This window comes from Chryseobacterium jejuense (genome assembly GCF_017877355.1).
Taxonomy (GTDB): domain Bacteria; phylum Bacteroidota; class Bacteroidia; order Flavobacteriales; family Weeksellaceae; genus Chryseobacterium; species Chryseobacterium jejuense_A.
Genome location: NZ_JAGIPR010000017.1, coordinates 1 through 24,993 on the forward strand (window position 1 = coordinate 1; position 24,993 = coordinate 24,993).

Genomic DNA, 24,993 nt, shown 5'->3' on the forward strand with positions numbered 1-24,993 from the left:
TCAACCAATTCATCCTTACTTTTAAAATGTAAATACATTGTTCCTACGGCAACTCCCGACTCTTTTGAAAGTTGTGCCATTGAAGTCTGTTGCAGGCCCTGTTCTGAAAATAACCGTAATGCTGCCTTTACAATCTGAGTTTTTTTATCTACTTTTTCCCCTTGCATAATTTAGCTAACTGAATGTTCATTCATGAACAAATATAACAATCTTGCTTGAATGCTCAAAGATATTTATTTATTTTAAAATTAGGCTGAAAGACTATAGCCTTAATATTATCGGTAGGACTATAGCCTCCGTATAGCAGCAGTTTATTATTTTTCGGAATATTCACACTTATGCCAGCTACCAAAAATGAGCTTTTCGCAACAATATCCTGAGCAGTTAAGTGGGTGCTCATATAAGACATTCCCATAATTAATATCATAAATTTAAGGACCGTCTTGGAATATAGACCGATTTCTGATTGGGAGTTTTTTTATGATATGTGTTTTTTTCGTTAGCAGGTTTAATCTTAACGCTAATAGCTGAGGGAATCATTTTTTTTCATTTGTGTGTTAGTTGTCTAGAGTGGCTTTCTGAAGAAAAGAGTAATAAACCTTTAAACGGGAGTGAAAATGGGTATCAACAACCAACAGACCGAAAAACATCAGGATAAAACCAAGTGACAACCCTTTCAGGTAATCTTTGCCGGATAGAAAATACAATACAACCGAAATGATAACAAAAGAAGCCCAGATACGGGTAAAAACAAGGTAGCTTTTATCGTCTTTTTCTTTGTCGTGAAACTCCTTTTCCAGCGTTTGTTGGGCATTTTTATCATATAATCTTTGGGTCTCCTGAACATTTTTTGCTCTTGTTAACAGCAGGTAACCTCCATAGGCCAGGTTGAGCACCAACAAAAGGCTTAAGGGGATAAGCATTCCTTTTAAAAGGACATTATGACTCCGGATAGAAAGAATAATTACAGGAAATAAAAAAAACATTACAAACCCTATCATTATTTGCCCTTGAGCGATATCCCCTTTTGCCCAGTTATTTGATTGCTGAATAAAATCCATTGTTATTGAAACTTAAAATTTGATTAATTGCCGATTAGACTTCGGAAGTCGTAATACCATATTTCTGTTTAAAAGAATAATAAAAATGGGATAGGTTTTCAAATCCCAGGTTCATGTAAATGTCAACCGGCTTTCTATTTTTATATTTGATAAGATAATACGCTTCTTTAAGCCTTCTGTCGCGAAGCCATTGTGTAGGTTTCACATTGAAAATTTTGCTAAAATCATGTTTAAAACCGGAAAGACTTCGCCCGGTAAGTGTAGCAAAAGATTTCAGAGGTACATTAAACATAAAATGATGATCCATAAACTATTCTAAATCAATTTTATAGGGTTTTAAAAAATCAAAAAGCAGGTTTTTAAAATCCGGATTACTTTGCAGCAAAAGTTCTATTGATTCTCTGATCTTCAGGTCTTCAAGCCAGGCAGGAACAGTTTTTCTTTTGTCAATATAGGGCTTAAGTGAAACAAAATAAGAAGAGAAAAAATCATCCGACTTAAAGAAAAGTTTTCGTTGATCAGTAAATGGCCCGTCTGGCGCAATCACATTTTCTAAAGCATGTTTCTTTAATATTTCACTGTCTAAAGTAATGGAAATAAACTGATATTTTTCTTTTTTGGAGGGATACCTGATCGTTCTGACCAATTGATTCTTCCGGACGAATACCATTGTATTTTCTTTGATGACTGTCGTATCCCGATCATGAAACAGATGGGTCTCTCCTGACACCTGAAAACCTAAAACGTGATCAGAAATAAATTCTTCATCAATTCTCTTTTTCTCAAATGTCCATAAGTATACCAGCTTATCAAATATTATTTCCATAAACTTTCCTTATTTAAATCTCTTCAATCTAAGAAATCACACTTGCCCCTGTACCGGCAATTTCTTTATCCTGATCGGTTGTTCCTCCGGAAGAGGCTATGGCTCCGATGATGTTTCCTTCCTGATTTCTGATCACCACTCCACCAGCAATAGTCAGCAGTCCTTCATTCGAATTCAGCATTCCGTATCCATGCACATCTGCACCGGAAATAATGGTTCCTATAATATCACTGTCTATTCCGAACATTACTGCTGTTCTTGCTTTTTTAATCGCAAAATCTATTACTCCATAAACACTGTCTAAACGGGCAAAAGCCACCAGATGACCTCCTGTATCTACTACAGCAAGGCTGACAGGGATATTTAATGCTTTTGCTTTTTCAATGGAAGCCTGTAAGGCCTTTGTGGCCTCATTATATGTGATATTCATTTTATTTTTTTATTTAATTTTCAGTAAAAAGAAATGCGCAAAAATTACTTTAATAATTGCGCATCTCTGTAGTATTTAATATCTTAACTTTTAGCAACCCAAGCTTCTGCCTGCAATTGTTTTACAAAATCTTCCGTTTCTTTTGGATGTACATTTCTGAAGTTAGGATTATCATCTAATGTTACATCTACAATACAGTCTGCCATTGACTGCGGATCCAGCTGATGAGCTAATGATTCTGCAGTACCATCGAAAACTGAAGGTGGTGTAAAATTAGTTTCAGGGTTGTACCAACGGGAAATAGTATCTACCCCACGGTCGTTAAATCCTGTTCCAAAAACACCCGGATTACAGGTCGCAATTTTAATATTAAACTGAGCCAATTCTGTTCTTAAACCTTCAGCTATAGATCCCATAGCATGCTTTGATGCACAATAAGCAGCTACATAAGGAACAGTCCATAGTTCCCCCATAGAAGTTGTAAATACAATTTTCCCCGGTTTCTTTTGGTCTATCCATTTTTTGATGAATCCCTGCGCCAATTCCAACCCGCCAAAGACGTTTACATCAAACATAGAACGGATTAAATCGATTGGCTGCTCGGCAATAGGCCCGCCTTCCATTATTCCTGCATTGCTGATTAAAATATCGATATCATATTTTCCATGAATATAAGCGATATCACGAGGATTGGTAACATCCAGTTTGTCTACTGTAAGTTCTACTCCCTGTTCTTTTGCTTCTCTTATAAGGTCGCTCATCTGTGGGTAAACCTGTGCAGTAGCAATTACCTTGTGTCCTTTTTTCGCTAAATCAAATGCTGCGATTTTTCCAAATCCGCTTGCTGCACCTGTAATCAAAATTGTCTTACTCATTTTTTGTTTTTTTAAATGTGATTACTATTGTTGTAAAGTTCAAGTATCTTCAATTACTATATATTGGTAGAAAGTCCAATATCGCATTGTTCAAAAGGCCATAACATCAATCTATAGATTGAAACATTCGATCTTTATACTATTTATACTAGAAAATTATTTCTCAATTTTACCAAAGTATTTCTGTCGGATTTGGCGTATTAATCCCAACATTTCCAGATTGAGCCGATGTAGCAACAGATAATGAAACCGCAAAAGCAGACAACCTTTTTTTTCATAATTTATGTTTTTTTATTAAGACATCAGTCTTTATTGGACTATGTGGTTACAATATTATATCTTTATTGGGGTACTAAAAAAAATATACTGTAATAATTTCCGAAATAATTAACTTTTTAAATACTTATTTATAATTTTTTATTCTCAATAGACAATAAAATATAAAATATAAAATACTAATATACAGTTAATTAAATACAGGAAAGATGATAAGAAATACCCTATTTTTAAAGATGATAAAATAAGTTCTACACATTATGGGATAGAATTTAGCATAATAAAAAACAAAGCATTAAATTGTAATTTACAATTTTCCAATGATTCTAGTGAAGACAAAAAATTCCTTCTTTTAAAATGTAACATTTTACAAATAAACAATACTGATAATCAAATTATTAATCATTATTTAAAGTTATCAAATTTGGAAATAATTAATAATAAATATCAGAAAATATGAACTCAAGTTTATAAACATATATATTTGCATCGAAAATAATGAAAAATTTTTGTTATACTTCTAAGTTTCCACTAACAAAAAGGATCAAAGCTAACTAAATAAAATTTTAGGATTTATCTTCCGAAATCTCTCAAAAAGGAATTTTAAAATAATCATCCACTATAATTATAAAAACACAACAATGAAAAAACTATTATTATTTTCATTTTGTCTGATTTTTTTTACCTGCAAACAGCAAACCTCAGAAGCAAAAAAAAAAGAAATCGACAAGATGATCATCCTGGCCACAAAATTGTCTTCACCAGCCAACCCGGCCATGGATTTGGATAAGGGAATAGCTCTTTATACAGAAGCTGAAAAAAGATCAGAAGCCATAGGATATAAAGAGGGATTGATGGCCAGTTGTAAATATCTGATGAAAAAGCTTATTGATGGCAATGGAGATAATGAAAAATCCCTTACCTACGGAGAAAAAACAGAAAAACTGGCTCAGGAACTTAATGATGATGAGGTTCTTGCAGAGGTTCATGAATTTAGAGGTTCAGCTTATCGGAATTTAGGGCTGAATAGCGAAGCTTATAATGAATTTCAAATAGCGCTTTCCTATTACAAAAAAAATCATCAGTATTTCAGATCATCAAATACTTATTTAAAGCTAGCAAGCTATGCCGAGGCTACCAAAGCCCCGCAGGATACACTTCTGTCATATTTCAAGAAGAGCTTATACGAAATAGAACAGCTACCTGATAATGATAAAAATATTCTTAGTATGGATGAAAAATATTATATGCTTTCTTTTATCCATATCCAGATAGGTATGTTTTATACTGGCATTTATAAACCACAGCAGCCTGAATTGGCAGAAAAATACCTTCTGGAAGCTTTACATATTCTGGAAACGAAAAAAATTAAAACAGTACCCAGCAAAATAATTCTCCTAAATGCATTAGGAAGATTTTATGAGTATACACAACAGCCCCAAAAAGCAATCTCCTATTCCACTGAGGTACTGAAGCTGGAAAAGAAAAGTAAGCATGTCAATGAAAGGCTAACTGCCTATATGGTACTGGCCAACTCCTATGATGCCCTTAAGAGTAAAGATTCTACTTTACAATATACCCAGCTGTATTCCGACCTTTCAGACAGTATTTCGGTCACCCAGAAAAAAATAACAGACAACACTCTCAAAGATATCAATACACAAAAGGACATTTCTTACAATAACAGCATTTTCAAAATTCTTACCAGCGCCATACTAGCAATTATTGCAGTCATTTTTATCGGGGGATTATATCTGAGGCAAAAAAACAGAAAGGTCAGGAAGAATTATGAAAAGCTGGTTGAAAAGCTCAATGTAAATACATCTAATACTGAGAACACTAGTAAAGTAGAGAAAAAATCACCTGCATTTACACCTATTTCAGACGAAACTCTTGCTTCTATACTTTCCAAACTGAATAAGTTTGAAAGTTCTGACAAATACCTAAAGAAAAATATAAATCTCAGCTCCCTCGCCCATTCATTGAATACCAATCAGAGATACCTTACCGAAATCATCAAAATTCAAAAAGGGAAATCATTCAGTAATTATATTAACGGATTGAAAATTGAATATATAACCCAAAAACTGTATGATGATCCTCAATACCTGGAATATAAAATAAGCTATCTTGCAGAAGAATGCGGTTTTGCATCCCACCAAGTATTTATAACTGTATTCAAGAAAGAAACCGGGGTCACTCCCTCCTATTTTATAGAAAATCTAAAAAAGAACAAACAAACTCAATTATAAAATTCAGAAAGCCTTCAGAAAGCAATATCCATAAAACTTAAACTCTTATTTACAATGAGTTTTTGACAGTTAAAATAAAAACCAGAACCGAAAATTTCGATTCTGGTTTTATTGATGTTTTTATTTTTTGTAGTTTTTAGGACTTGTTTGTGTTTATGTTGAATGATAAGGAAATGATAGAACGAGTACAGATGAAAAATCTTAAGTCATCTTATCCTTTTGATTCATATTAAACATCTTCTTCCACTTTGTTACCGAATTTCTGCTCAGCATAAAGTAATTTGCCAGTTCTGTATTATTTAGATTATTTTTTATTTGATAATCTAAGATTTCCTGGATTGTAGATGTGTCGTAAGAACGATGCTTTTGATTGAAAGTATTTTTTTCTTTGTTTTCCTTTTCAAATAATAGTTTATTTAATTTTATAATATCGAACGTTGATAACTTTTCTTTTCCTAAAATGTTTTGGCATAATTCTTTTTTGTGAGGAAATTGTTTGGTAATGATATCAGTGAAGATCATTTTGTAATCAGGGCTTGTTTCTTCCATATTGTATCAATTTTATAAATTGTGTTTTTCAAACTAGATTATGGTAATTATTTTTCTTCTAATTCCCAATATTTAGTGATCCATTCATAGAGGGTTATCTTATGAATTCTATATTCCATTATGATCTGTTGCTTCATTTTTCTACTGTTTTTTTTCTAATTCTAATATAAAATCAAAAATTTTTGTGTAAGTTTTTTTCTAAAAACAAATAGAGAAGCTGTATTTTATTTTTTACTTTTTCCAACAATCCTGTTATATTTTTTTCATGGCATAAAACTTCGGCCAAAGCAGAGTTGTAGATAAATATTTCCTATCCAAACTACCTGACCGAAGATGGTATCAATTAAAATCTATGGTTTCCAAAATGTCCATACTTTACCATTATAAACCGCCAATTGTTTTTTAACAGTATCATAAGCCATCATTCCCGCGCTTGGGTTGATAATATTCAGATGAGGGCTGGCAACTTTGGGCAATATCATTGCCTTATCTGTATCACCTAGCACAAGAATTCCCTGCAAAGCATCATCTGCACTTGCTGTGGAATAAATAGTTACTTTAGCCCCTGGCTGTTCTATTTTATCACTTCCCTGGATGCTTAGATCAGCCGTTCCCGTGGGATCCACGCTTAAGTCAAACCAGGTGTTGGTGTCTTTCAGGTATTTAATTTTAAAATCTGAAGCATCATAAATTATTGTCCCGTTTTCTGTAATCCCGCTTTTGGAGGTAACATAAGGAAGAATTATTCCCTTGTTCTCCGTATCACCAAACTCGAGAGAAACAGAACCATTCGTTACATTTGCTTTATCTATGGCAATCTGTGACTGTACAGCTATCGTGGTGAATAAAATGATTGTTGTTATTATTTTTTTCATTGTTTTTTTTTAATCATTAAAATCTATTCCAGAGAACCATCCCATTTCTTGTCCTCTGGAAAAAACATTTATTACTAATTAATCCGGACAGGTCTGTGTACTGATGCAATACCATCCTAATGGCCCTCCGTCTTTTGAGGTATACATTTTCAGACACTTGTTGGTTATATCGTACACCATCATTCCTTCTGCAAAATTAGCGGGAGGTATGCCTGCAGGATTTCCTGAGACATCAAAGACCAGCCTATTGGGAACAAAGCCTTTTGTTTTAGCTTCTAATACAAGCCATGCTCCGTTATGGACTGCCGGCCAGTTATCCGCTTGTGCAGTCGATCTGTCCAGTGAAGTAATACCAATCCTACTGATTAATGTTGCACCGCCTGTCGTAGCACCAGGTTTATAACAAGCCGTATTACAGCCTACTGTAATTGCTACACTAGAGGAATAACCAATAGGACAAGATATTGAATTCTGTAAAACAGCCCGGAACTGCTGGTTATTCACCGGATTAGGATAAGTGATCGTAATTGCAGTACTAGCAATAGCAACCCATGTTATTCCCCCATCTGTACTGGTTTCCCAACGAATTACATTGGCACCATTCCCTTCAAGTTTAATGATAGCATCAGTATTACAAAGGGGTAGCACCTGTTCTGTATAAACAGTACCTTCAGGATATAATGGAGAAGGAGCTATATCATTAATTATTTCATTAATAGCCCATGTCCATAAGTTGGCCCACGCTCTGTCTGTATCATTGTTTATAGTATATCCCGTAGTCATCAGCCCAAGAGGTGCTGGAAAAGAACTATTGGTAAAAAAGTCAGTATCCCCCACGAGAATATCCCTATATTCAGTATTGAATAATACTGTAGCAAAATTGTTGGCATTTTTTGCCAGAGCAATACCAGTACACCCAGGATTAAAATATCCCTGGCTACTTCCCCATTGGCTAATACCGGCTGAATGACCAAACACTCCTGAGAATATATGAGTGCCATATGTAGCATCTGCTGGTAAGGCTGTCGTAGGATCTAAATTACCATTGATAATTGAGTAGCCCATAGCTGTCGAAATAGGAGAGGAAACCATTTGTTCCTGGACCATAAGTACTTTCCCCGGTTGTTTACTCCATTGTAATAAGTAATTGATTTCAGCAGGTGTAAATGCACCATTATTACTGTAGGTACCAATATATATTATATCATAAGCATTTAATGTGGCAACATTTGGAATTGATCCGACAGTGCCATAATCATCCGTAATGTCAATAGAATAAGGAACGATACCATTTGTACCAAAATTGGCTGAATTAAGGAGCTTCGCTCTTGCATTTATCATAATTCCCTGACTATTGCCAGCTAAATTATATCCTTTATCGGCTGTAGGATTTCTTGGATTAAAACCAGAACCATCAATAATGTTAAGAACATTCACAACCTTAGGTGCAATATCAGCTACAGGAAACATATAGTCTTCCACCTCACCTATATTGGGAGTTGTATATACTCCACTATTGGCTCCATCCCCTATAGCACGCTCATCTATACTTGTGGTAGTATTATCTGCTCCCGCATTTGTAGTTAGCCTGATGCGTACACGGAGATTACTGATTCCTGTAGGAATAAGGTTGGTCTGAGTTTCTTTAAACCAAAATGTCAACTTTGACGTTCCTTGTGCAACAGTCTGGTAAGCATTAGTTCCTCCCGTGAAATTGCTATAAGCTGCTTCTTCTGGCTGAAATTTTCCATCATTGTTAAAATCAATCCATGCTATAATTTGCGATGTGACAGGAACAGTTACAGGAATAAAAAAGTTAAATATTTTATTTCTTACAACAGTAGGAAGGGTGCCTGTAATTCCATCTTCATCTGCTCCGTCTCCGTTAAGCCCATTGTTATCTGCCCCTGCAGCCACATTATGTGGAGTATCCTCACTGTCTACAGTACTTCCAATAGTGTATGCTGAATTTGAAACCTGTCTGGCAGGAACAGCTACCCCGGTATTATTTACCTCAAAGGTAGCAGGAACATCCCCATATTCATAGGCATTGTTTATCTGAAACTGGTAATCTTCAACCTCTCCTTCGCCGATACCTTGCCCAAAGCTTCGTGTATCTATCAATGTAGTATTAGCACTGTTGCTATTGGTAAGCGAACTTCCTGAAAGACGTAGTCTCACATAGGTTTTTCCTGCTGAAATTACAGAAGGTGATGCATTCGTGGAATTCCAGGTTAGAGTAAAGTTACTAGTGGTACCCGCAGTTACTGATGCAGAAACTACTGAAGCTTCATTTCCGTTAAATACACCATCTCCGTTAAAATCAATCCATGCATACAGATTCTTCGTCCCGGTAACGGTTGTATTAACGGGTACAGTAAGGGTAAAAAGAGCACCATTTGTAATGGTTTGAGGAGTACTTACTCCATCCTCGTCAGCACCGTCTCCATTGGTTCCGTTATTATCAGCTCCTGAAGCTACTGCATTGCTAGTAAGCTCGTAGTCTATTGTGCTTCCAATGGTAAGTTCTGGTATTAGGCTATTGGTCTGTGATGCAGGAGATCCATTTTCATAGCTTCCCGGTACATCTCCAAAGTCTTTTGTGATGGTCAGCTGATAATCTTCCACTTCTCCTAGAGAGGCAGAAGTATACAGCCCAGTACTCAGTCCATCTGCAATAGCTCTTTCATCAACGACTGTGGAATTGGTTCCTGAAATAAGATCTCCCATCACTACTTCGGTGTTAGGTTGTATTAATCTTAATCTCATGTATACTTTTCCCACACCGGCTGTAATCGTATTCACCTGTGCTGCAGTGAAGCTGATATTTGCAGATACAGCACTATTGGCAACCGGCGCTGTAGCAAACTCATTTGCCTCAAATCTTCCATTGTTATTAAAATCAATCCAGGCATACAATGTAGCCGCAACTCCTGTAGTATTATGAACCCCTATATTATATGTATTTATAGCATTGGTACGGATGTGAAGCTGATCTTGAGAAAGCCCGTCATCAGAAATTCCATCACCATTAGATCCATTATTGTCCGCTGCCGGAGCAACAGAATAAGGACCTTGCTCTACGGTATAAAGCGTGCCTAAAAACAAAGCATCTGTTGCAGAATTTCTTGCTGGTTTAAAATTGGCAGGATTTCCAAAGCCATCTTTATCCATTTCATAACTTTCCGGAGCATCTCCAAAATCTAAATCCCGGATTACTGCAAAGCGGTAATCTTCTATTTCACCTATACCAGGAATTGTATATACCCCTGTATTGGCTCCGTCAGCTATAGACCGCTCATCCATACCTGCCGTAACTGTATTATCAGAACCGGCAGCTTGAGTAAGTCTAATTCTTACGTAAAGCGTATTGATCCCATTCGGGATTAAATTCGTTTGTGATCCTCTAAACCAAAATGTCTTTGTAGAAGAACCTACGGCAACCGTCTGATATCCTGACGCAGCACCCGTAGCTGCTGTATAAGCTGCTTCTCCGATCTGGAATTTTCCATCATTATTAAAATCTACCCACGCTATAATGTTAGATGCAGTAACAACGGTTACCGGAACTGAAAAACTGAAAGGGGCAGCTTTAGTAATAACAGGTAAAGTTCCGGTAATACCATCTTCATCAATTCCATCGCCATTACTTCCATTATTATCACTGTTAGCTGCTACGCTTTGTACAGATTGTTCATCATCCACAATATTTCCTATTCTATATCCAGAATTGGAAATTTGTCTTGCAGGATTAGAAACATTTGAATTATTCAATTCATATAAACTCGGAACATCTCCGAAATCATATAAATCCACAGGCAGCTGATAGTCTTCCACTTCTCCAAAAGCAGTAATAAGAGCATTAGCAGCATTATTACTGGCCGTAGCTCCATTTCCTATACTTCTTTCATCAATGACAGCACTATTACTCCCTGAATTAAAGTCAAGAAGCGACAAATTGGAAAGTCTCAGCCTTGCGTATACTTTGGAAGTTCCTGCTGGAATCAAAGCTGTTTGAGCCGCTGTCCATGTTAGTGTGGCATTTGTAGCACCCGTTACAGCTATGGTAGTAGTGGTAAATTCTCCTATCTGGAATCGTCCGTCTCCGTTTATATCCAACCATCCATATACGTATTTGGTTCCTGTCAGGGTTCCCGGAACATTCACAGGAACAATGATACTGTAAGCCACATTACGGCTTACACTCATTAACGAAGTAATACCATCTTCATCTGCTCCGTCTCCATTGGTTCCATTATTATCAGCTCCTGCAACAACACTGTTTGGAGAAATTTCTGTATCCAGAAGAGTTCCCATAGTAAATCCTGAAAGCGGAGCATGCAATGCCGGCAAAGGATTTCCATCCTTATCATTCTCAAAGGCAGCAGGTACATCTCCGTAGTCGAACGCATTGGTTACTTCTATCTGATAGTCTTCCACTTCTCCTCCGGCTACTATACCGTTGTCCGCTGCATTACCTGTGGAAACAGCACCGTTTCCAATACTTCTCTCATCAATAACAGCACCCCCACTCGCCGCTGTCGTAAAATCCTGTAATACCCTGTCAGAAGTTCGAAGCCTCATATAAAGCTTAGTAGCTCCTGCTGCAATGGTAGAGGTCTGTGCCGGAAGCCAGGTAAGAACCTGGGTACTGCTTCCTGTAGTACTGAAAGCAACTGTTGCAAATTCTCCGGCTTCAAATTTTCCATTGTTGTTGAAATCGATCCAGCCATATAGATATTTTGTTCCGGATGCATTACTAACCGGTACGTTTAAAGTATAAGGTATCCCTTTCCTGATTTGATTGGTTGCAATATTGATCGCATCCTCATCGGCACCATCTCCGTTTGCTCCATTATTATCTGCCCCTGAGGAAACACTGTTAGGAGTCAGCTCAGAATCCGGAAGCACACTTCCTAATGAAAAATTAGGAACAAGGGCATGTGCGGCAGGTGCATAAACTCCGTCCTTGGTGAAATCATAAGAGGAAGGAACATCACCATAATCATAAATAGCTGAAGTAACACTTGCCCATGTTGTACCTACTGTGATCCCATCAACTTCAAGGATCGGAGCATTAGCCGCCGTTCCCTGCATTAACGCAATATATGAAGCTGAGGTCATATCTGCAGCTGTCCCGGTGTGGGAAATATCAGCTGTAGAAGGTTCTGTTCCTGATGCGGGATCTGCATATAGCTTAACGATATCATTGGCTGCTCCTGTTACCTGCTCATACTTTAAAACCACCCTGATATTAGTATTGAAAGGTCTTACAGTTGATTCATAAGCAACAGTTCCGGAGGATCTCATCACTCCAAAACTGAACCCTGTGCCATTTGACCGGATATATAACCGGGCAATATCATTCAGGGAGATCACATAATCTCCGGTAGCCTGTGCGGCAGATACATTCACCACAGCACTGGCATATACCGCCGGTGTTGTGGTATTAAGTGCTACTGCTGTAAAGCTACGGTACACATCCTGCCCGCTGCTTGCCAAAGATACTTTATTCCCAAAATTATTGACAATAGTACCTGTGCTGGGGAGGTTTCCATTGGATACGGCTATCGTAGGTGTTCCTGCCGCAAACTGTAACCAATTGGCATTCGTAAGCAATGTACCGGAAACATAATTGAAACTCTCCGTCAGCAAATTTTGAGACTTTACAGCAGTAAAACTACTGAAAGTCATCAAAATAATCCATGCCGACCGAAAAGTATATTTTCGGACATCATAATAGGTTGGTTTTAATTTCATAGAAAATAAATATTAAATATTTTTTTTTAGTCTGAATTTCAAACAAAGACCACCAAGAAACAACTTGCTAATAATAAGCGTTTTACAAGCTGAAATCTGATTTTGTTATTTTGAAATTTAGATCTGCGTTTTTCAATCATTATATAATCAAATCCGGAAATGTCTGTATATTGAATAGACCTCCATTTTTGAGATATACATTTTGCAGGCACTTGTTCTTTGTAGGCCTGTAGTTGATTTTATAGACTTTTGTATGAATGCTGTCTATCCGGATGTTAGTTGAGAAATTACAATAGGTATATTTTCATTTTCTTTTGTGTTTTTGTATTTTTTAATATGTCTAAAAATTCCAGAAAGATATCTCAGAATTATCAGTAGTAGTGATAGGCGAAAATGTGATCATATCAATATATTCAAAACTACACTTGGATTGTAAAGGGATGATCAGGGATATTCGAAACAATAATTTTTGGCGAAGGTACATTGAGCAATACTAAAATCATAAATCTATACTGAATGATTTCTGAAATAATAACATACTCATTTTATTACAACAGACTGATTATATTTACGAATATGCTATTAATTTCTTTCCCTCTTATTACATCAACTCAGCTTTTATATAATTACTTTTAACACTTGATTGTAATAAATAATGGCCAAGTAAAATTGATTTACAAAATATATTTATTCAAAGATCAGATCTCATTAAAGACAAAAAATATTGGAGGCATTCCAAAATATCATCAACATTTTCCAGATTCTACCCTATTTCCTTTTTCAATTTTATATTATCAGGGTTTTCTTGTGTTAAAATGGCATCATAAAAAGTATTAAATGGATTAATACAATTTAAGATATTCCGAATTTCTTACTCTATTTAATGATTTTTTTGTATTTAAAATTTCCGCATCAATATTGATATTTAAAGAAATATTAATATTAAATTTCAACTTTTTGTGAAATGAAATACAATTATAACACAATATGATTGTATATTAGTATGAAAACAAAACCAATAATCATCACAATATGAATACTGAAAATTTTAGTACCCTTGAACTGCTTCGAAAACAGTTCAGGTATCCGTTCCCTACCTTAAAAAACCCTAATGCCGAGCAATTACAACAGCTCACTGAAAATCAGTGGATCGATGGAGAATATCTCTGGCTGTATGAACAGAACCCCGATCTTCGAAAAAAGTATAAAAAGACCAAAACAGCACATATTGCGGCACAATGGTTTCCAACAGCATCCCCCGAACGATTCAAGCCCGTCTGCAGACTGATGCTCTGGACCCTATACAATGATGATCTGTATGAAGAAAGTGAACCTGAAGATATAGGATATGTACACGCCCAATCTATTGCCATACTGAATGGAGAGATCAATGCCGAGGACTCAGGAATCCCCTTAGGCCCCATGCTGGCTTCATTAAGAGCAGAACTATTGGAGTTTATCCCGCAGGAGTCAGTAGCCCGTTTCACCCAAATGATCAGCAGATATTTTACAGGATTAGAAACGGAATTAAGATACAAGAAAAACAAAGCTTATCCCAGTGTGAGCGAATGCATTGCTTTGCGTGAAAATTCTATCTGTCTTTATCCTTTTCTACAGCTTACGGAATTAGAAACAGGAATCGTACTCCCACAAGAGATCCACGAGCATCCCGTGATCATCCGTTTACAGACACTGGCATGCCACCTTGTTACTTTTTTCAATGAAGTACAATCTGTATTGAAAGATGAAGCAACCGACAGTATTTATTACAATATTGTAAAGGTGATTCAGCATGAACGCCAGATGTCCCTAAAGGAGGCCTGTCTTGAGGATTTGCGTCTTCACAACGAAGACCTGAAAGAATTTGTAGAATTACAAACCTCTCTCCCTGATTTTGGAATATGGCAGGATGCAGTGGTCAACTGGGTTCATTATATGAGCATGGTACTTAGTGGATGGAAAAATGTATCTACAAAGCTGGACCGCTACAATGCCATGGAATTTCCAGAAGCAAGAGAGCTAAAAGAAAAGTTGAACCAGGTTCGATAGCATTTTAAGCAAGAATATTTTTTAATCTAAAATACACAATAATGAAACAATTGGACATACCAGTTTTACAATATTCCTGGGCTTATAAAGTTGCACCTTTTGCAGAATCATTCTATGAAGAACAGAATGACTGGATTGATAGAGACTACCAATTCATGCCTGAAGCAACGAGAATTAAATACAAAAGAAATAATCTGGTACAAGCAGCCTCATATATGTTTCCTGCCACCAAAACAATGGAACAGATGAGACCCATTGCAAGATTTATGGTTTGGCTAACACTGTATGAGGATTATTATGAGCTTTGTCCTGTAAAAGAGTTAGCTTCCGTCAGAGATGACATTATGAATGTAATGCTGGGCGATAATCCCAGACCAGGTGGCATCGGGCTACTGAGACAGGTTGCATTGAGCAGGGATGAGTTCCGTCCTTACGTTAATGATAATTGGTTTCAGCGTTGGGCAGAGTCTTTCCATGACTACACCACTTACGGAATTATGGAGGAAACCCCCTACAAATTAAAACAGGAATTTCCAACATTAAGCCACCTGCTCCTCATGCGAGAGTATTCAATCTCTATGTATCCTTATGCTGATCCGGTTGAACCATCTATGGGCTTTATTGCACCTGATTCTGTTTCAAAACACCCTGTTATTAAACGACTGAAGACACTGATGTCCCGTATTATGGTCATCCAGAATAGCTTTGCATCCATAGAAAAGAAATTGGTAATGAGCCCGGATGTGCTCAATATTATATTTGTGATGAAACATCAATACAAAATTTCATTGGAAGAAGCCTTTATGGAAGCTATGCAGATGCATAATGACTATGTAAGAGAATTTATGGAATTAAAGGTTAATCTCCCTGAATTTGGTCCTCTCCAAAAGGATGTAGAAAACTTTGTACATCATATGACGTTGATGATTTCAGGATTGGGTGCCTGGTATCATTTGGGGAAATCACCTCATTACGAAGTTCCGGGAGCATATCCCAGACCGGAATATGCTCAACAGGGATAACTCCAGAAAAATACATCAACAATACCAGAATACTATACCAGCACTGAATTGAATAAAAACCAGAATCAGGTTTGATAAGATACTCAACAGGAATAAATTTTTAATTATAATAAATATGAAACAATCAGATGTTCCTTTTTTATAATACCCATGGGACTATAAAATTGCTCCTTTTGCAGAATCATTTTATGAGGAGCAGAATGACTGGATTGATAAAGACTACCTGTTTATGTCCGAAATACTATACCAATGCTGAGGTGAAGGATAAACGAGAAAAATATAATAACCTCATTAATATGATCAATAATTAATCAAATAATAAAAATTTAAAACCGAAAGAACTCAATCATGCAAAACATCATTCACATCCCGAAGCCTTCTTATCCCTGGCCTACAGTATACAGTCCGATCAGTGAAACTTTTTATAAAGAAGAAAGCACCTGGTATGACACGGATTATGGTTTCATGACCCCGGAATCTATAAAAAGATACAAAAAACAAAGACTTGTTCAGGTAGGGGCTTTTATGTCCCCTACCACTTCCGACCGGGATATTTTTCGCCCCATTGGCAGATTTGCAGTCTATGTAACTACTTTCGATGATTATGTTGAACTTATGCCGCTGGAAGAGTTAAAAGTTTTCAGAGACCGGATTTTTGAAGTAATGACCAGGGAAGATCCCCACCCTGAAGAAAGGGGGATACTCCGCCAGATGGCAGCAGCAAGAAAGGAATTTATGGACAACGGAATGCCACAGTTCTGGATCGACCGGATTGCCACCAATTTTCATCGTTTCATTACGTATGGTATCATGGAAGAAACTCCTTTTAAATTCAACAAAACCGATCCATCACTTGCCCGCTATCTGATGATCCGTGCCTATTCTATAGGTATGGTAACCTATGGTGACCTGATAGAGCCGGCTACCGGATTTGCACTCCCTGTCGACATTTATAATCATCCGGTTATTCAGCGCCTGGTAATGCTTCTTGCCACTATTATTGCCATTCAGAATGATTACGCGTCGATAAGAAAGGAAATGACTATAGAATCGGAAAGATTCAATATCATATTTATCTTACAAAATGAACAGAACATATCATTTGAAGAAGCCTGCATCGAGGGGCTGAGAATACATGATGAATCTGTAAAGGAAATGGAGTCTTTATCTATATGCCTACCCGATTTCAGCCCTTATCAGAAAGAAGTGGAAAATTATGTCTATCACATGAAGCTGATGGTAACTGGTTGCAATGCCTGGTACTATGAAGGAGGGACACAAAGGTACTTCCCGGATGGCTTTGCAGTAACCCCTGACGGGCAAAACCCAATACCTTTGGATTTTGAGGTAAAACATATCTCCAGAGAATAGAAATGCCATAAAATTTCTTGGAACAAATAATGACAACTAAGTTTTTAATAATGTAATATAATAACTATGAAAGGAGAATTGATACTTCCACAATGCCGTTATCCGTGGCCAACTATTCCCAGCCCAATTGCCAATGCTTTTGATGAAGAAGAAAAAGCATGGTACGATAATGACTATACCTTTATTTCTGAAGAGGGAATAAAAAGATGTAAACCTCAGTTTCTATCGAGAGTCGCTACTTATATGAACCCAACATGCGACAGCATGGAGCGCATGCGTCCCTGTGCCAGATTAATGATCTATATCACAATATTTGATGATTTTTTTGGAATGACCCCTGCAAATGAATTGAAAATAATAGCAGACCGTGTATATGAAGTGATGATGGGTCAAGATCCACATGAAGACGAGATTGGTATTTTGCGCCAGATGGCACAAGCCAGAAAAGAATGGGAAATATTTATGCCTCGTTTTTGGATAGACCGTGTCTCGATTAACTTTTATGAATTTATCATGTATGGTATGATGGAAGAAATCCCCTTCAAACAAGCTGAAAATAGAACCTATCCCTTACTTGCCCACTATCTTAGTTTCCGAAAATATTCTATAGGGATGTGGCCTTATGGAGACCTGATAGATCCTGCAGTTAATTATGCATTACCTGTTCATATTTACAATCATCCTATTATACAGCGTTGCAGAGAACTATTATCTCTGATTATTGTAATCCAGAATGACTTTGCCTCTCTTAAAAAAGAGCTTGAAATAGAAAATGAATCTTTGAATATTATTTTTATTCTAAGACATCAATATAAAATTTCTTATCAGGAAGCCTGTACAGAGGCTATGAAACTACATGACGCATATGCTCAGGAGCTCGATGATTTGCATCAATCCCTTCCTGACTTTGGTTCCTTTCAAGAAGAAGCATACAATCATGTTTACCATATTAAATTGCAAATAAGTGGCTGTGCAGACTGGTATTATAATTCAGGGACCAGCAGATATGAGCATAAGGCATTTATTGTACCTCAATATGGTAGAGAAGGTGATGATATTGTTATTCCACACAGTATTTTTATAAAGGAATAGCAAAAAATGATTTTCTTATACAATCCGTTAAATTGATGGCAGGAAGCTGTGGTTAATTGGGTACATTATTATGTATATGATGCTAAGTGATTGGAAGAATATTTTTACCAAACTTGATCATTATAATACCAAGTTTCCCAACCTTTCAGAATTAAAAGAAACTTTCGGGCACAATCACCCTTGATAACCAAGGAAATACGATTATTAATAATAGAATAACTAAAAATAAAACTAATTAAAATGGAACCTGAAGTTAAACATTTCGAACAACCTTACGCATTAATTTTTGAATATCCATGGCCAGATTTGGTAAATCCTCATTTTGATCAAATGAAGGAAGATTTAGAAAGCTGGTTGGATACTGACTTTACCTTTTTATCTGCGAAAACCCGTGAAAATTATAAACGCATGGGCCTACACGGGGCCACCGCAAGGATGCTTGCTATAGCACCAACTTATGAGCATGCAAGTGCCTGCAATCGCTTCATGATCTGGATTACCACTTTTGATGATTATTGCGGATTATGTACTGTTGAAGAGGTAGATGATATACATAAAAGAATAATTGGTATCCTCAAAGGTAATCAGCCACTGCCTGATGCGCATCCTCATGATAAAATAATGGCACAGATCAGGGATGAATATCTTGCAGTTACATCTCCCGAATGGCTGGAAACATTCACCTTTTTTATGGATCGTTATATAAAATACGGAATGCGTGCTGAAGCCCCTTATAAGACAACAGGAACATTTCCTCCGCGGAACTATTATATGATATTCCGGGAATATAGCATTGCCATGTATGCCTATGAACCCTGGGCTGAACTTGGGCTTGGATTTGTTTTGCCTAAAGAGATTTCTGCTCATCCTGTAATCCAGCGAATTCAGGCATTAACGAGTAGAATAATGAGCTGGCAAAATGATGTGTATTCATTGAAAAAAGAAATTGCTAGAAAAGGAGAGGTGATTAATTTGGTACTTATTATACAGCGTGAAGAAAATATCTCATTGGAGGAGGCGACACAAAAAGTAGTATCCATTCATAATGAAGATGTAGCTGAATTTGTTGCTCTGCATGAAAACCTGCCAGATTTTGGAGATTGGAACGACAAAGTATATCAATATGTACTTTATCAGGGAATGATGATTCAAGGATTGAATACCTGGTACATAAAGGATACTTTGCGTTATCATTCTAGTGATCAATATGCTGAAAAGGAATACACTCGGCTGAACAAATATTCTTAAGGAAGTACTAACAGGCAAGACACAATACCTTTGGATTTTGATGTAAAATTGAGGTAAAACATATTTCCAGGGAATAGAAATGTCATAAAATCTCTTGGAACAAATAATTAAAACACACGATCTACTATAATTTAATTTTTAATAATATAATACGATAACCATGAGAGAAGAATTAATTGTTCCTAAATGCCATTACCCCTGGCCTACAGTGAATAGCCCTATTGCCAATGCTTTTGATGATGAAGAAAAAGACTGGTATGATAATGATTATACTTTTATTTCCGAAGAAGGGATAAGAAGATGTAAACCTCAGTTTCTATCGAGAGTTGCCACCTATATGAATCCTACCTGCGACAGCATAGAACGTATGCGTCCCTGTGCCAGAATGATGATCTATATCACCCTTTTTGATGACTATTTCGGGATGACTCCTGCAAAAGAACTGGAAGTCATTGCAGATCGGGTGTATGAAGTGATGATGGGTGAAGATCCTCGTGAAGATGAAATCGGTATTTTGCGCCAAATGGCAGCGGCAAGAAAGGAATGGCTTGCTAATGGCATGCCACAGTTTTGGATAGAGCGTATTTCCATCAATTTTTATGAATTCATCATGTATGGTATAGCAGAAGAAATACCTTTTAAGCAAGCTGAAAACAGGACATATCCTTTACTTGCCCACTATCTAAGTTTCCGAAGATACTCAATCGGCATGATGCCTTATGGTGACCTGACAGATCCTGCTATTAATTACGCACTACCCGTTCATGTTTATAATCATCCCATTATGCAGCGTTGCAGGGAACTTCTATGTTTGCTTATTGCCGTTCAGAACGACTTTGTCTCTCTGAAAAAAGAAATTGAAATAGATCATGAATGTCTGAATATTATCTTCGTTCTAAGAAATCAGTATAAACTTTCTTACCAGGAAGCCTGTACAGAAGCAATGAGAATACATAACGCCCATGCTCAGGAACTCGATCACCTGCATAATAATCTTCCTGATTTTGGTGAATTTCAAGAGGCGGCATACGATCATGTTTATCATATTAAACTGCATGTTAGCGGCTGTGCCAACTGGTATTATAACTCGGGAACCAGCCGATATGAACATAAAGCATTTATTATCCCGCAATATGGTAAAGAGGGTGATGATCTTATTATTCCACACAGCATTTTTGTAAAGGAATAATAAAACACTTCAACCGGTTATACAATACAGGATACAGGAAGCTGTAGAACCTATTGTGAGCAACGAGGATCTGCAGGCTTTATTCAATATATACACCATGATAACCCGTTTGACAAATTTATTTTAAAAAAATCTATTCATCAAACCTATGAAAACAGAGAGAAAATTAACAATTAACCCCAAGGATTTTTTCCCTCCGGGATACTATCCCTGGGCCGATGGTATTTCAGCCCCTACAGAGCTTATGAAAAAAGCTGCTGATGACTGGTATGATAACGCTTACACTTTTTTGACTGAAGAGGTAAGAGCAAAATACAAACTGCAGATGCTGCATATGGCTGCTGCAAGAATGACTCCTGAAGCATTATCAATTCCCGACGAACATATTATACCCTGCAACCGCTGGATGATATGGATCGCCGTCTTTAATGATACCTATGGACTTTGTCCAATAAAAGAGTTGGAAAAAATAAGAATACAAATGCTTTCTGTACTGCAGGGAAGAAATCCGTCTGCCCATGAGAACGGACTGTTTCATGAGACGGCTATTATGCGGAATGAATTTATGTCTTTTCTTCCTGATGAATGGATACAACGATTCGTAGAGCGTATGAGTACTTACATGAAGTATGGCCTTATGGAGGAATGCCAGTATTCAAGACTCGGGAAAACACCTCCTCCTTACTTATTTTAATTTCATTCGCACAATATCTATTATAGTATGTATATGAGCACGATTCACAGAATAGCTTTATTTAGAAAATTTTGAGAATCAAACAGCTTAAGGCTTTGTATCAGAAATAAAATCCAATACAAGATATTTTAGTAATATTTTTATGTCTGCAATAAATTAAGAATGATGAAAACTAAAAGGTGCCATTTTAGTAATGGTACCTTTATTTTCTAACTTGTAACAAATATCTATCTTTGTTACCATAAGATATATTATATTTTGCTATACTTTATTGCTCAACTATGGTGAGCGCATTATAACCTCCACTTCCTGAAATATCAAACTGGCTTATTGTTCCATCAAACCCTACCGTAATCCAAGTAAAAGGTCTTAATTTATCTCCTTTATTCAGATATACACTTACCGTACATGCCGAACCTACAGGTACAACATTAGGACTGGCACCAGTATCCGAAGCATAGCCGTTATTTGTTTTTACCCTTTGAGTAATTATCCCTGCGGGGCTTCTAACTTCCCAGATAGCCTCCGTCTGGTTATTACCACCCGTATTTACCTGGCTGGGTTGTAATGCAAATGTAAAGGTTGCAAAATACACACCATCACGTGGGGCGATGAACTCACCTGTTGCTGGTGTAAAGTTCGTAGTTGGAACCCCAGAATCAGAGTCCAATACTTCTGTCCAATTAGTCAAATAGGATGAACGTCGTTGAACAATCCCTGATTTAGTTCCTATTTCAGAGGGTGTGGCACTTTCAAATACATAGGTATCCTGTGTTGTTTTCTTAGCCATTACCACAATGCGAGGTTTACCTTTAGGATAAAAACTAACCCAATTGGTACCATCTGAAAATTCTAAATAGCCCTTCACACCAATTGCCGGGCTTGCAACATAACGAAGGGCACCCGCACCTGCCTGACTTGCTGTTTTATCGGTATTTCCTATCGCTATCGAACCATTGGAGCCGCCACGCAGGTCTATAGCTACCTTTGGATTGGCAAGCAACACACCTACCTTTCCTGTTTTATCAATGATTACTTTGCCTGCATCAGTTTTAATTTCGACAGGATTGGTGGGATTTTGTACCCCTAATCCAATTTGGGCATTAGCCTGTGTTACAATGAATAGCAGAGGTATGAAAGCGGTTACTACGCTTTTAATTTTATAGTGTCTTATGATCATTGGTATACTTTTTACAATTCGCTAATGCTTAAATTATTTAATTTACCATCATTTAGAGTATTTCTTGCACTACCTAAAGTATGTTTAATACTAAACTTTACAGTATCATTCTTTTTAAGATTAAAAATGGCATTGCAATTACCACTTATATAATTACTTACCGCACCCGCCTGAAATGCCGGATAAGAATTGACTGTTTTAAATATGGGAATATTATCTGTGCTCTGGCTGCTTTCTATTGCTGTTTCTAAAAATGTATTTTTAGGGATATTGCCATTGGCTAAAGTAATATTGAAAGAAACCAAATAAAACCCATCCCGCGGCGCCTTAAAAATACCATTGACGGGATCAAAATCTCCATCCGGTCCAGTACCTAAATCTACCGTTTCCACCCATCCATCGATATAGGTAACAGCATTGCTCTGTATATTTTTTGCAGAACTTTTATTGGCATTCACAAGCGCCTTAGTCGGCGCTGTCAGTGGCAAGGCAATCCATTGTTCACCATCAGAATATTCTAAAAAACCACCTGTGTTATAGCGTATAGCACCACCTCCAGCTTCGGAAGAAGTTTGTATGTTAGTTCCAACACCGATAAGTCCTTTATTATCTACCGACCTCAGATCTACTTTAGTTATGGGATGTAAAACCCCAATTCCTAATTTACCTTCTGATGTCATAATTACATCATTAGATTGCGTTGCTGCATCTGGTGCTGTACCATTGTCTTTTGCAGCATCTATCTGCAAAGAATGTACCGGGTTCTGAGTAAAAAAACCTACCTGTGCCGTCATTTTACTTGCTGAAAGAATTAAAATACAAGGCAGAAAATTATATACAATATTAAATTTCTTTTTCATAATCAATCTTTTAATGTTCTATAATGGTTAAATTATTAAATCCATCATCAGGATTTGCAGGATCTGAAGAATTACTGGTGACCCTAAGCGAAACAGCACTTGAGGTAAGGTTATGGTATAATCTAGCCACCACTTTTGTACCAGCAGTTAAGGTAAGCGTAACCGTACTTGAACCTCCGGCTTGTGTTGAACGAACAGAATTTGCATCGTCGGGAGCCCCCGTCATCGATTGACCGAAAGTTTTATAAACACTAGCCAGGATTGTATTGCTTACAGGATTATAAAACTGAGACTCAACTCTGGATCCATCATTAATAACAACTCCATTAAAATTAAAGGTTAATAAAAAAGTATAAGTGCCATTACGCGGAGCTGTAAATTCACCTGTAACCGGAATAAAGCTGTTACTCATATCCCGTACCACATTCCAATTGCCAATAGTAGTAGCTATTCCCTGTGGTATTGACTGACTTGTAATTTTACGCACAACTACCACCGCTTTTTGAGGAGCTACATAGGCTTTATTCCATACAGATCCATCCGAAACTTCGATTTTTGCTCCTACAGGTATATCAGCAACATCATATCGCACAGCACCTGCACCCGCTTCGTTCGCTGTCATGGTAGTAGTACCCAGCCCTAAAGCATTTTCAGTACCTACCGACCTCACATCTAACTTTACCTGAGGATTGAGAGTGCCTACTCCAATAAATGCGGTTGTTTTATTAATTACAATATCATTAATAACCTGTGTATCAGTCGGACTACCTGTAGTAACATTATCCTTAGCCCCATCTACATGTAAAATTCCTTGCGGATTTTCGGTTCCTATCCCAATTTGTGCAAAAGTAAAGCTGATATTCCAATAGAGTATTGCCATTAATAACACTTTATACATTATCTTACTTATTTCTCTCATTTTAGTTGTTTTTAGATTATTCTAGAGGGTTTCTTTATGCCATCATTTGTACAATAAAATAGGGGGAAGATCCTATAAAATAGTTGGGTTAAATACAGTATATAAAATCATTGAAACTCCTTATTAAAAATGACTTTTCCATTTTGTCACTGTATTTCTGCTTAATTTAAAGTGTTTGGCAAGTTGAGAATTATTCAATTTATTCTTTTTCTGATATTCTAATATGTGGATAATGGTTGAAAGATCATAGGAACGATGTCTTTGATTAAATCTTGCACTTTCTTCAAAACCTCTGCTAAAAAGTACTTTGTTGATTTCAATAATGTCAAGTGCTGAAAAATCAGATTTAGATAATAATTGTTGAAATCCTTCTTTTCTTTCTGGGTATTTTATAATTAACATATCATTGTAATTTTTTTTATAATCAGGTGTGTTTTTCATATTTTCTTACTTTTCTTTTTTTAA

22 protein-coding genes are annotated in these 24,993 nt (G+C 36.7%); 8 read left to right on the forward strand and 14 right to left on the reverse strand.

Annotation, left to right across the window (positions count from 1 at the left end; genetic code table 11):
- From J2772_RS24445 to J2772_RS22840, 7 genes are all read right to left on the reverse strand, one after another.
- Positions 1-167: helix-turn-helix domain-containing protein (locus J2772_RS24445; protein ID WP_209921166.1), on the reverse strand; the 167-nt coding region annotated here is incomplete at its 3' end.
- A 56-nt stretch (positions 168-223) separates the two neighbouring features.
- Entirely contained in the window at positions 224-427 is a 204-nt protein-coding gene (locus J2772_RS22820) for a hypothetical protein (RefSeq protein WP_209920983.1), read from the reverse strand.
- Between the two features lie 130 nt (positions 428-557).
- Positions 558-1,061 carry a hypothetical protein gene (locus J2772_RS22825; RefSeq protein ID WP_209920986.1) on the reverse strand — a complete coding sequence of 168 codons (504 nt, stop codon included), beginning with the start codon at positions 1,059-1,061 and terminating at the stop codon, positions 558-560.
- Positions 1,062-1,095: 34 nt separating this feature from the next.
- The gene (locus J2772_RS24245) at positions 1,096-1,368 is read right to left on the reverse strand and encodes a helix-turn-helix domain-containing protein (RefSeq protein WP_245365308.1); all 273 of its coding nucleotides are present in this window, start codon (positions 1,366-1,368) and stop codon (positions 1,096-1,098) included.
- 3 nt (positions 1,369-1,371) lie between these two features.
- Positions 1,372-1,887 carry a hypothetical protein gene (locus J2772_RS22830; protein ID WP_245365309.1) on the reverse strand — a complete coding sequence of 172 codons (516 nt, stop codon included), beginning with the start codon at positions 1,885-1,887 and terminating at the stop codon, positions 1,372-1,374.
- 28 nt (positions 1,888-1,915) lie between these two features.
- Positions 1,916-2,317 carry a GlcG/HbpS family heme-binding protein gene (locus J2772_RS22835; RefSeq protein ID WP_209920989.1) on the reverse strand — a complete coding sequence of 134 codons (402 nt, stop codon included), beginning with the start codon at positions 2,315-2,317 and terminating at the stop codon, positions 1,916-1,918.
- 83 nt (positions 2,318-2,400) lie between these two features.
- Entirely contained in the window at positions 2,401-3,192 is a 792-nt protein-coding gene (locus J2772_RS22840; protein ID WP_209920993.1) for an SDR family oxidoreductase, read from the reverse strand.
- A gap of 917 nt (positions 3,193-4,109) precedes the next feature.
- Here J2772_RS22840 and J2772_RS22845 point away from each other — a divergent pair.
- Positions 4,110-5,720, forward strand: a complete 1,611-nt coding sequence (locus J2772_RS22845) for a helix-turn-helix transcriptional regulator (protein ID WP_209920996.1) — start codon at positions 4,110-4,112, stop codon at positions 5,718-5,720.
- 201 nt (positions 5,721-5,921) lie between these two features.
- Here J2772_RS22845 and J2772_RS22850 read toward each other — a convergent pair whose 3' ends face one another.
- The 3 genes from J2772_RS22850 to J2772_RS22860 form a co-directional block, all read right to left on the reverse strand.
- Positions 5,922-6,269, reverse strand: a complete 348-nt coding sequence (locus J2772_RS22850; RefSeq protein ID WP_209920998.1) for a helix-turn-helix domain-containing protein — start codon at positions 6,267-6,269, stop codon at positions 5,922-5,924.
- A 350-nt stretch (positions 6,270-6,619) separates the two neighbouring features.
- Positions 6,620-7,144, reverse strand: coding sequence for a hypothetical protein (locus tag J2772_RS22855; protein WP_209921001.1), 525 nt, complete (start codon positions 7,142-7,144; stop codon positions 6,620-6,622).
- A gap of 78 nt (positions 7,145-7,222) precedes the next feature.
- Complete coding sequence (locus tag J2772_RS22860; RefSeq protein WP_209921004.1) at positions 7,223-12,904, reverse strand: GEVED domain-containing protein; 5,682 nt, start codon at positions 12,902-12,904, stop codon at positions 7,223-7,225.
- Between the two features lie 1,032 nt (positions 12,905-13,936).
- On the opposite strand from J2772_RS22860, the gene J2772_RS22865 reads away from it, so the two are divergent.
- The 7 genes from J2772_RS22865 to J2772_RS22895 all read left to right on the forward strand — a co-directional run bounded on the left by J2772_RS22865 (position 13,937) and on the right by J2772_RS22895 (position 21,569).
- Positions 13,937-14,953, forward strand: a complete 1,017-nt coding sequence (locus tag J2772_RS22865; protein ID WP_209921007.1) for a terpene synthase family protein — start codon at positions 13,937-13,939, stop codon at positions 14,951-14,953.
- Between the two features lie 41 nt (positions 14,954-14,994).
- Positions 14,995-15,975 carry a terpene synthase family protein gene (locus J2772_RS22870; protein WP_209921010.1) on the forward strand — a complete coding sequence of 327 codons (981 nt, stop codon included), beginning with the start codon at positions 14,995-14,997 and terminating at the stop codon, positions 15,973-15,975.
- Positions 15,976-16,323: 348 nt separating this feature from the next.
- Positions 16,324-17,346, forward strand: coding sequence for a terpene synthase family protein (locus tag J2772_RS22875; RefSeq protein WP_209921012.1), 1,023 nt, complete (start codon positions 16,324-16,326; stop codon positions 17,344-17,346).
- A gap of 66 nt (positions 17,347-17,412) precedes the next feature.
- Entirely contained in the window at positions 17,413-18,438 is a 1,026-nt protein-coding gene (locus J2772_RS22880) for a terpene synthase family protein (RefSeq protein ID WP_209921013.1), read from the forward strand.
- 240 nt (positions 18,439-18,678) lie between these two features.
- Complete coding sequence (locus J2772_RS22885) at positions 18,679-19,686, forward strand: terpene synthase family protein (RefSeq protein WP_209921015.1); 1,008 nt, start codon at positions 18,679-18,681, stop codon at positions 19,684-19,686.
- 160 nt (positions 19,687-19,846) lie between these two features.
- Positions 19,847-20,875 (forward strand): terpene synthase family protein, encoded by a 1,029-nt coding sequence (locus J2772_RS22890; RefSeq protein WP_209921017.1) that lies wholly within the window; start codon positions 19,847-19,849, stop codon positions 20,873-20,875.
- 148 nt (positions 20,876-21,023) lie between these two features.
- Positions 21,024-21,569, forward strand: coding sequence for a terpene synthase family protein (locus J2772_RS22895; RefSeq protein WP_209921022.1), 546 nt, complete (start codon positions 21,024-21,026; stop codon positions 21,567-21,569).
- A 268-nt stretch (positions 21,570-21,837) separates the two neighbouring features.
- On the opposite strand, the gene J2772_RS22900 is transcribed toward J2772_RS22895, so the two are convergent.
- The 4 genes from J2772_RS22900 to J2772_RS22915 all read right to left on the reverse strand — a co-directional run bounded on the left by J2772_RS22900 (position 21,838) and on the right by J2772_RS22915 (position 24,969).
- Entirely contained in the window at positions 21,838-22,749 is a 912-nt protein-coding gene (locus J2772_RS22900) for a hypothetical protein (protein ID WP_209921024.1), read from the reverse strand.
- A gap of 11 nt (positions 22,750-22,760) precedes the next feature.
- On the reverse strand, positions 22,761-23,609 hold the full coding sequence (locus J2772_RS22905; RefSeq protein WP_209921027.1) for a hypothetical protein: 849 nt from the start codon (positions 23,607-23,609) through the stop codon (positions 22,761-22,763).
- Between the two features lie 10 nt (positions 23,610-23,619).
- On the reverse strand, positions 23,620-24,489 hold the full coding sequence (locus tag J2772_RS22910; RefSeq protein ID WP_245365310.1) for a hypothetical protein: 870 nt from the start codon (positions 24,487-24,489) through the stop codon (positions 23,620-23,622).
- Positions 24,490-24,651: 162 nt separating this feature from the next.
- On the reverse strand, positions 24,652-24,969 hold the full coding sequence (locus J2772_RS22915; protein ID WP_209921031.1) for a helix-turn-helix domain-containing protein: 318 nt from the start codon (positions 24,967-24,969) through the stop codon (positions 24,652-24,654).
- Positions 24,970-24,993 lie beyond the last annotated feature (24 nt).

Coding starts and splice junctions, on each gene's coding strand:
- J2772_RS22885 (WP_209921015.1), top strand. CDS start 18,679: ATGGAACCTGAAGTTAAACATTTCGAACAACCTTACGCATTAATTTTT.
- J2772_RS22835 (WP_209920989.1), bottom strand. CDS start 2,317: ATGAATATCACATATAATGAGGCCACAAAGGCCTTACAGGCTTCCATT.
- J2772_RS22825 (WP_209920986.1), bottom strand. CDS start 1,061: ATGGATTTTATTCAGCAATCAAATAACTGGGCAAAAGGGGATATCGCT.
- J2772_RS22915 (WP_209921031.1), bottom strand. CDS start 24,969: ATGAAAAACACACCTGATTATAAAAAAAATTACAATGATATGTTAATT.
- J2772_RS24245 (WP_245365308.1), bottom strand. CDS start 1,368: ATGGATCATCATTTTATGTTTAATGTACCTCTGAAATCTTTTGCTACA.
- J2772_RS22860 (WP_209921004.1), bottom strand. CDS start 12,904: ATGAAATTAAAACCAACCTATTATGATGTCCGAAAATATACTTTTCGG.
- J2772_RS22840 (WP_209920993.1), bottom strand. CDS start 3,192: ATGAGTAAGACAATTTTGATTACAGGTGCAGCAAGCGGATTTGGAAAA.
- J2772_RS22890 (WP_209921017.1), top strand. CDS start 19,847: ATGAGAGAAGAATTAATTGTTCCTAAATGCCATTACCCCTGGCCTACA.
- J2772_RS22850 (WP_209920998.1), bottom strand. CDS start 6,269: ATGGAAGAAACAAGCCCTGATTACAAAATGATCTTCACTGATATCATT.
- J2772_RS22820 (WP_209920983.1), bottom strand. CDS start 427: ATGATATTAATTATGGGAATGTCTTATATGAGCACCCACTTAACTGCT.
- J2772_RS22865 (WP_209921007.1), top strand. CDS start 13,937: ATGAATACTGAAAATTTTAGTACCCTTGAACTGCTTCGAAAACAGTTC.
- J2772_RS22845 (WP_209920996.1), top strand. CDS start 4,110: ATGAAAAAACTATTATTATTTTCATTTTGTCTGATTTTTTTTACCTGC.
- J2772_RS22870 (WP_209921010.1), top strand. CDS start 14,995: ATGAAACAATTGGACATACCAGTTTTACAATATTCCTGGGCTTATAAA.
- J2772_RS22910 (WP_245365310.1), bottom strand. CDS start 24,489: ATGGCAATACTCTATTGGAATATCAGCTTTACTTTTGCACAAATTGGG.
- J2772_RS22895 (WP_209921022.1), top strand. CDS start 21,024: ATGAAAACAGAGAGAAAATTAACAATTAACCCCAAGGATTTTTTCCCT.
- J2772_RS22900 (WP_209921024.1), bottom strand. CDS start 22,749: ATGATCATAAGACACTATAAAATTAAAAGCGTAGTAACCGCTTTCATA.
- J2772_RS22875 (WP_209921012.1), top strand. CDS start 16,324: ATGCAAAACATCATTCACATCCCGAAGCCTTCTTATCCCTGGCCTACA.
- J2772_RS22855 (WP_209921001.1), bottom strand. CDS start 7,144: ATGAAAAAAATAATAACAACAATCATTTTATTCACCACGATAGCTGTA.
- J2772_RS22830 (WP_245365309.1), bottom strand. CDS start 1,887: ATGGAAATAATATTTGATAAGCTGGTATACTTATGGACATTTGAGAAA.
- J2772_RS22880 (WP_209921013.1), top strand. CDS start 17,413: ATGAAAGGAGAATTGATACTTCCACAATGCCGTTATCCGTGGCCAACT.
- J2772_RS22905 (WP_209921027.1), bottom strand. CDS start 23,609: ATGAAAAAGAAATTTAATATTGTATATAATTTTCTGCCTTGTATTTTA.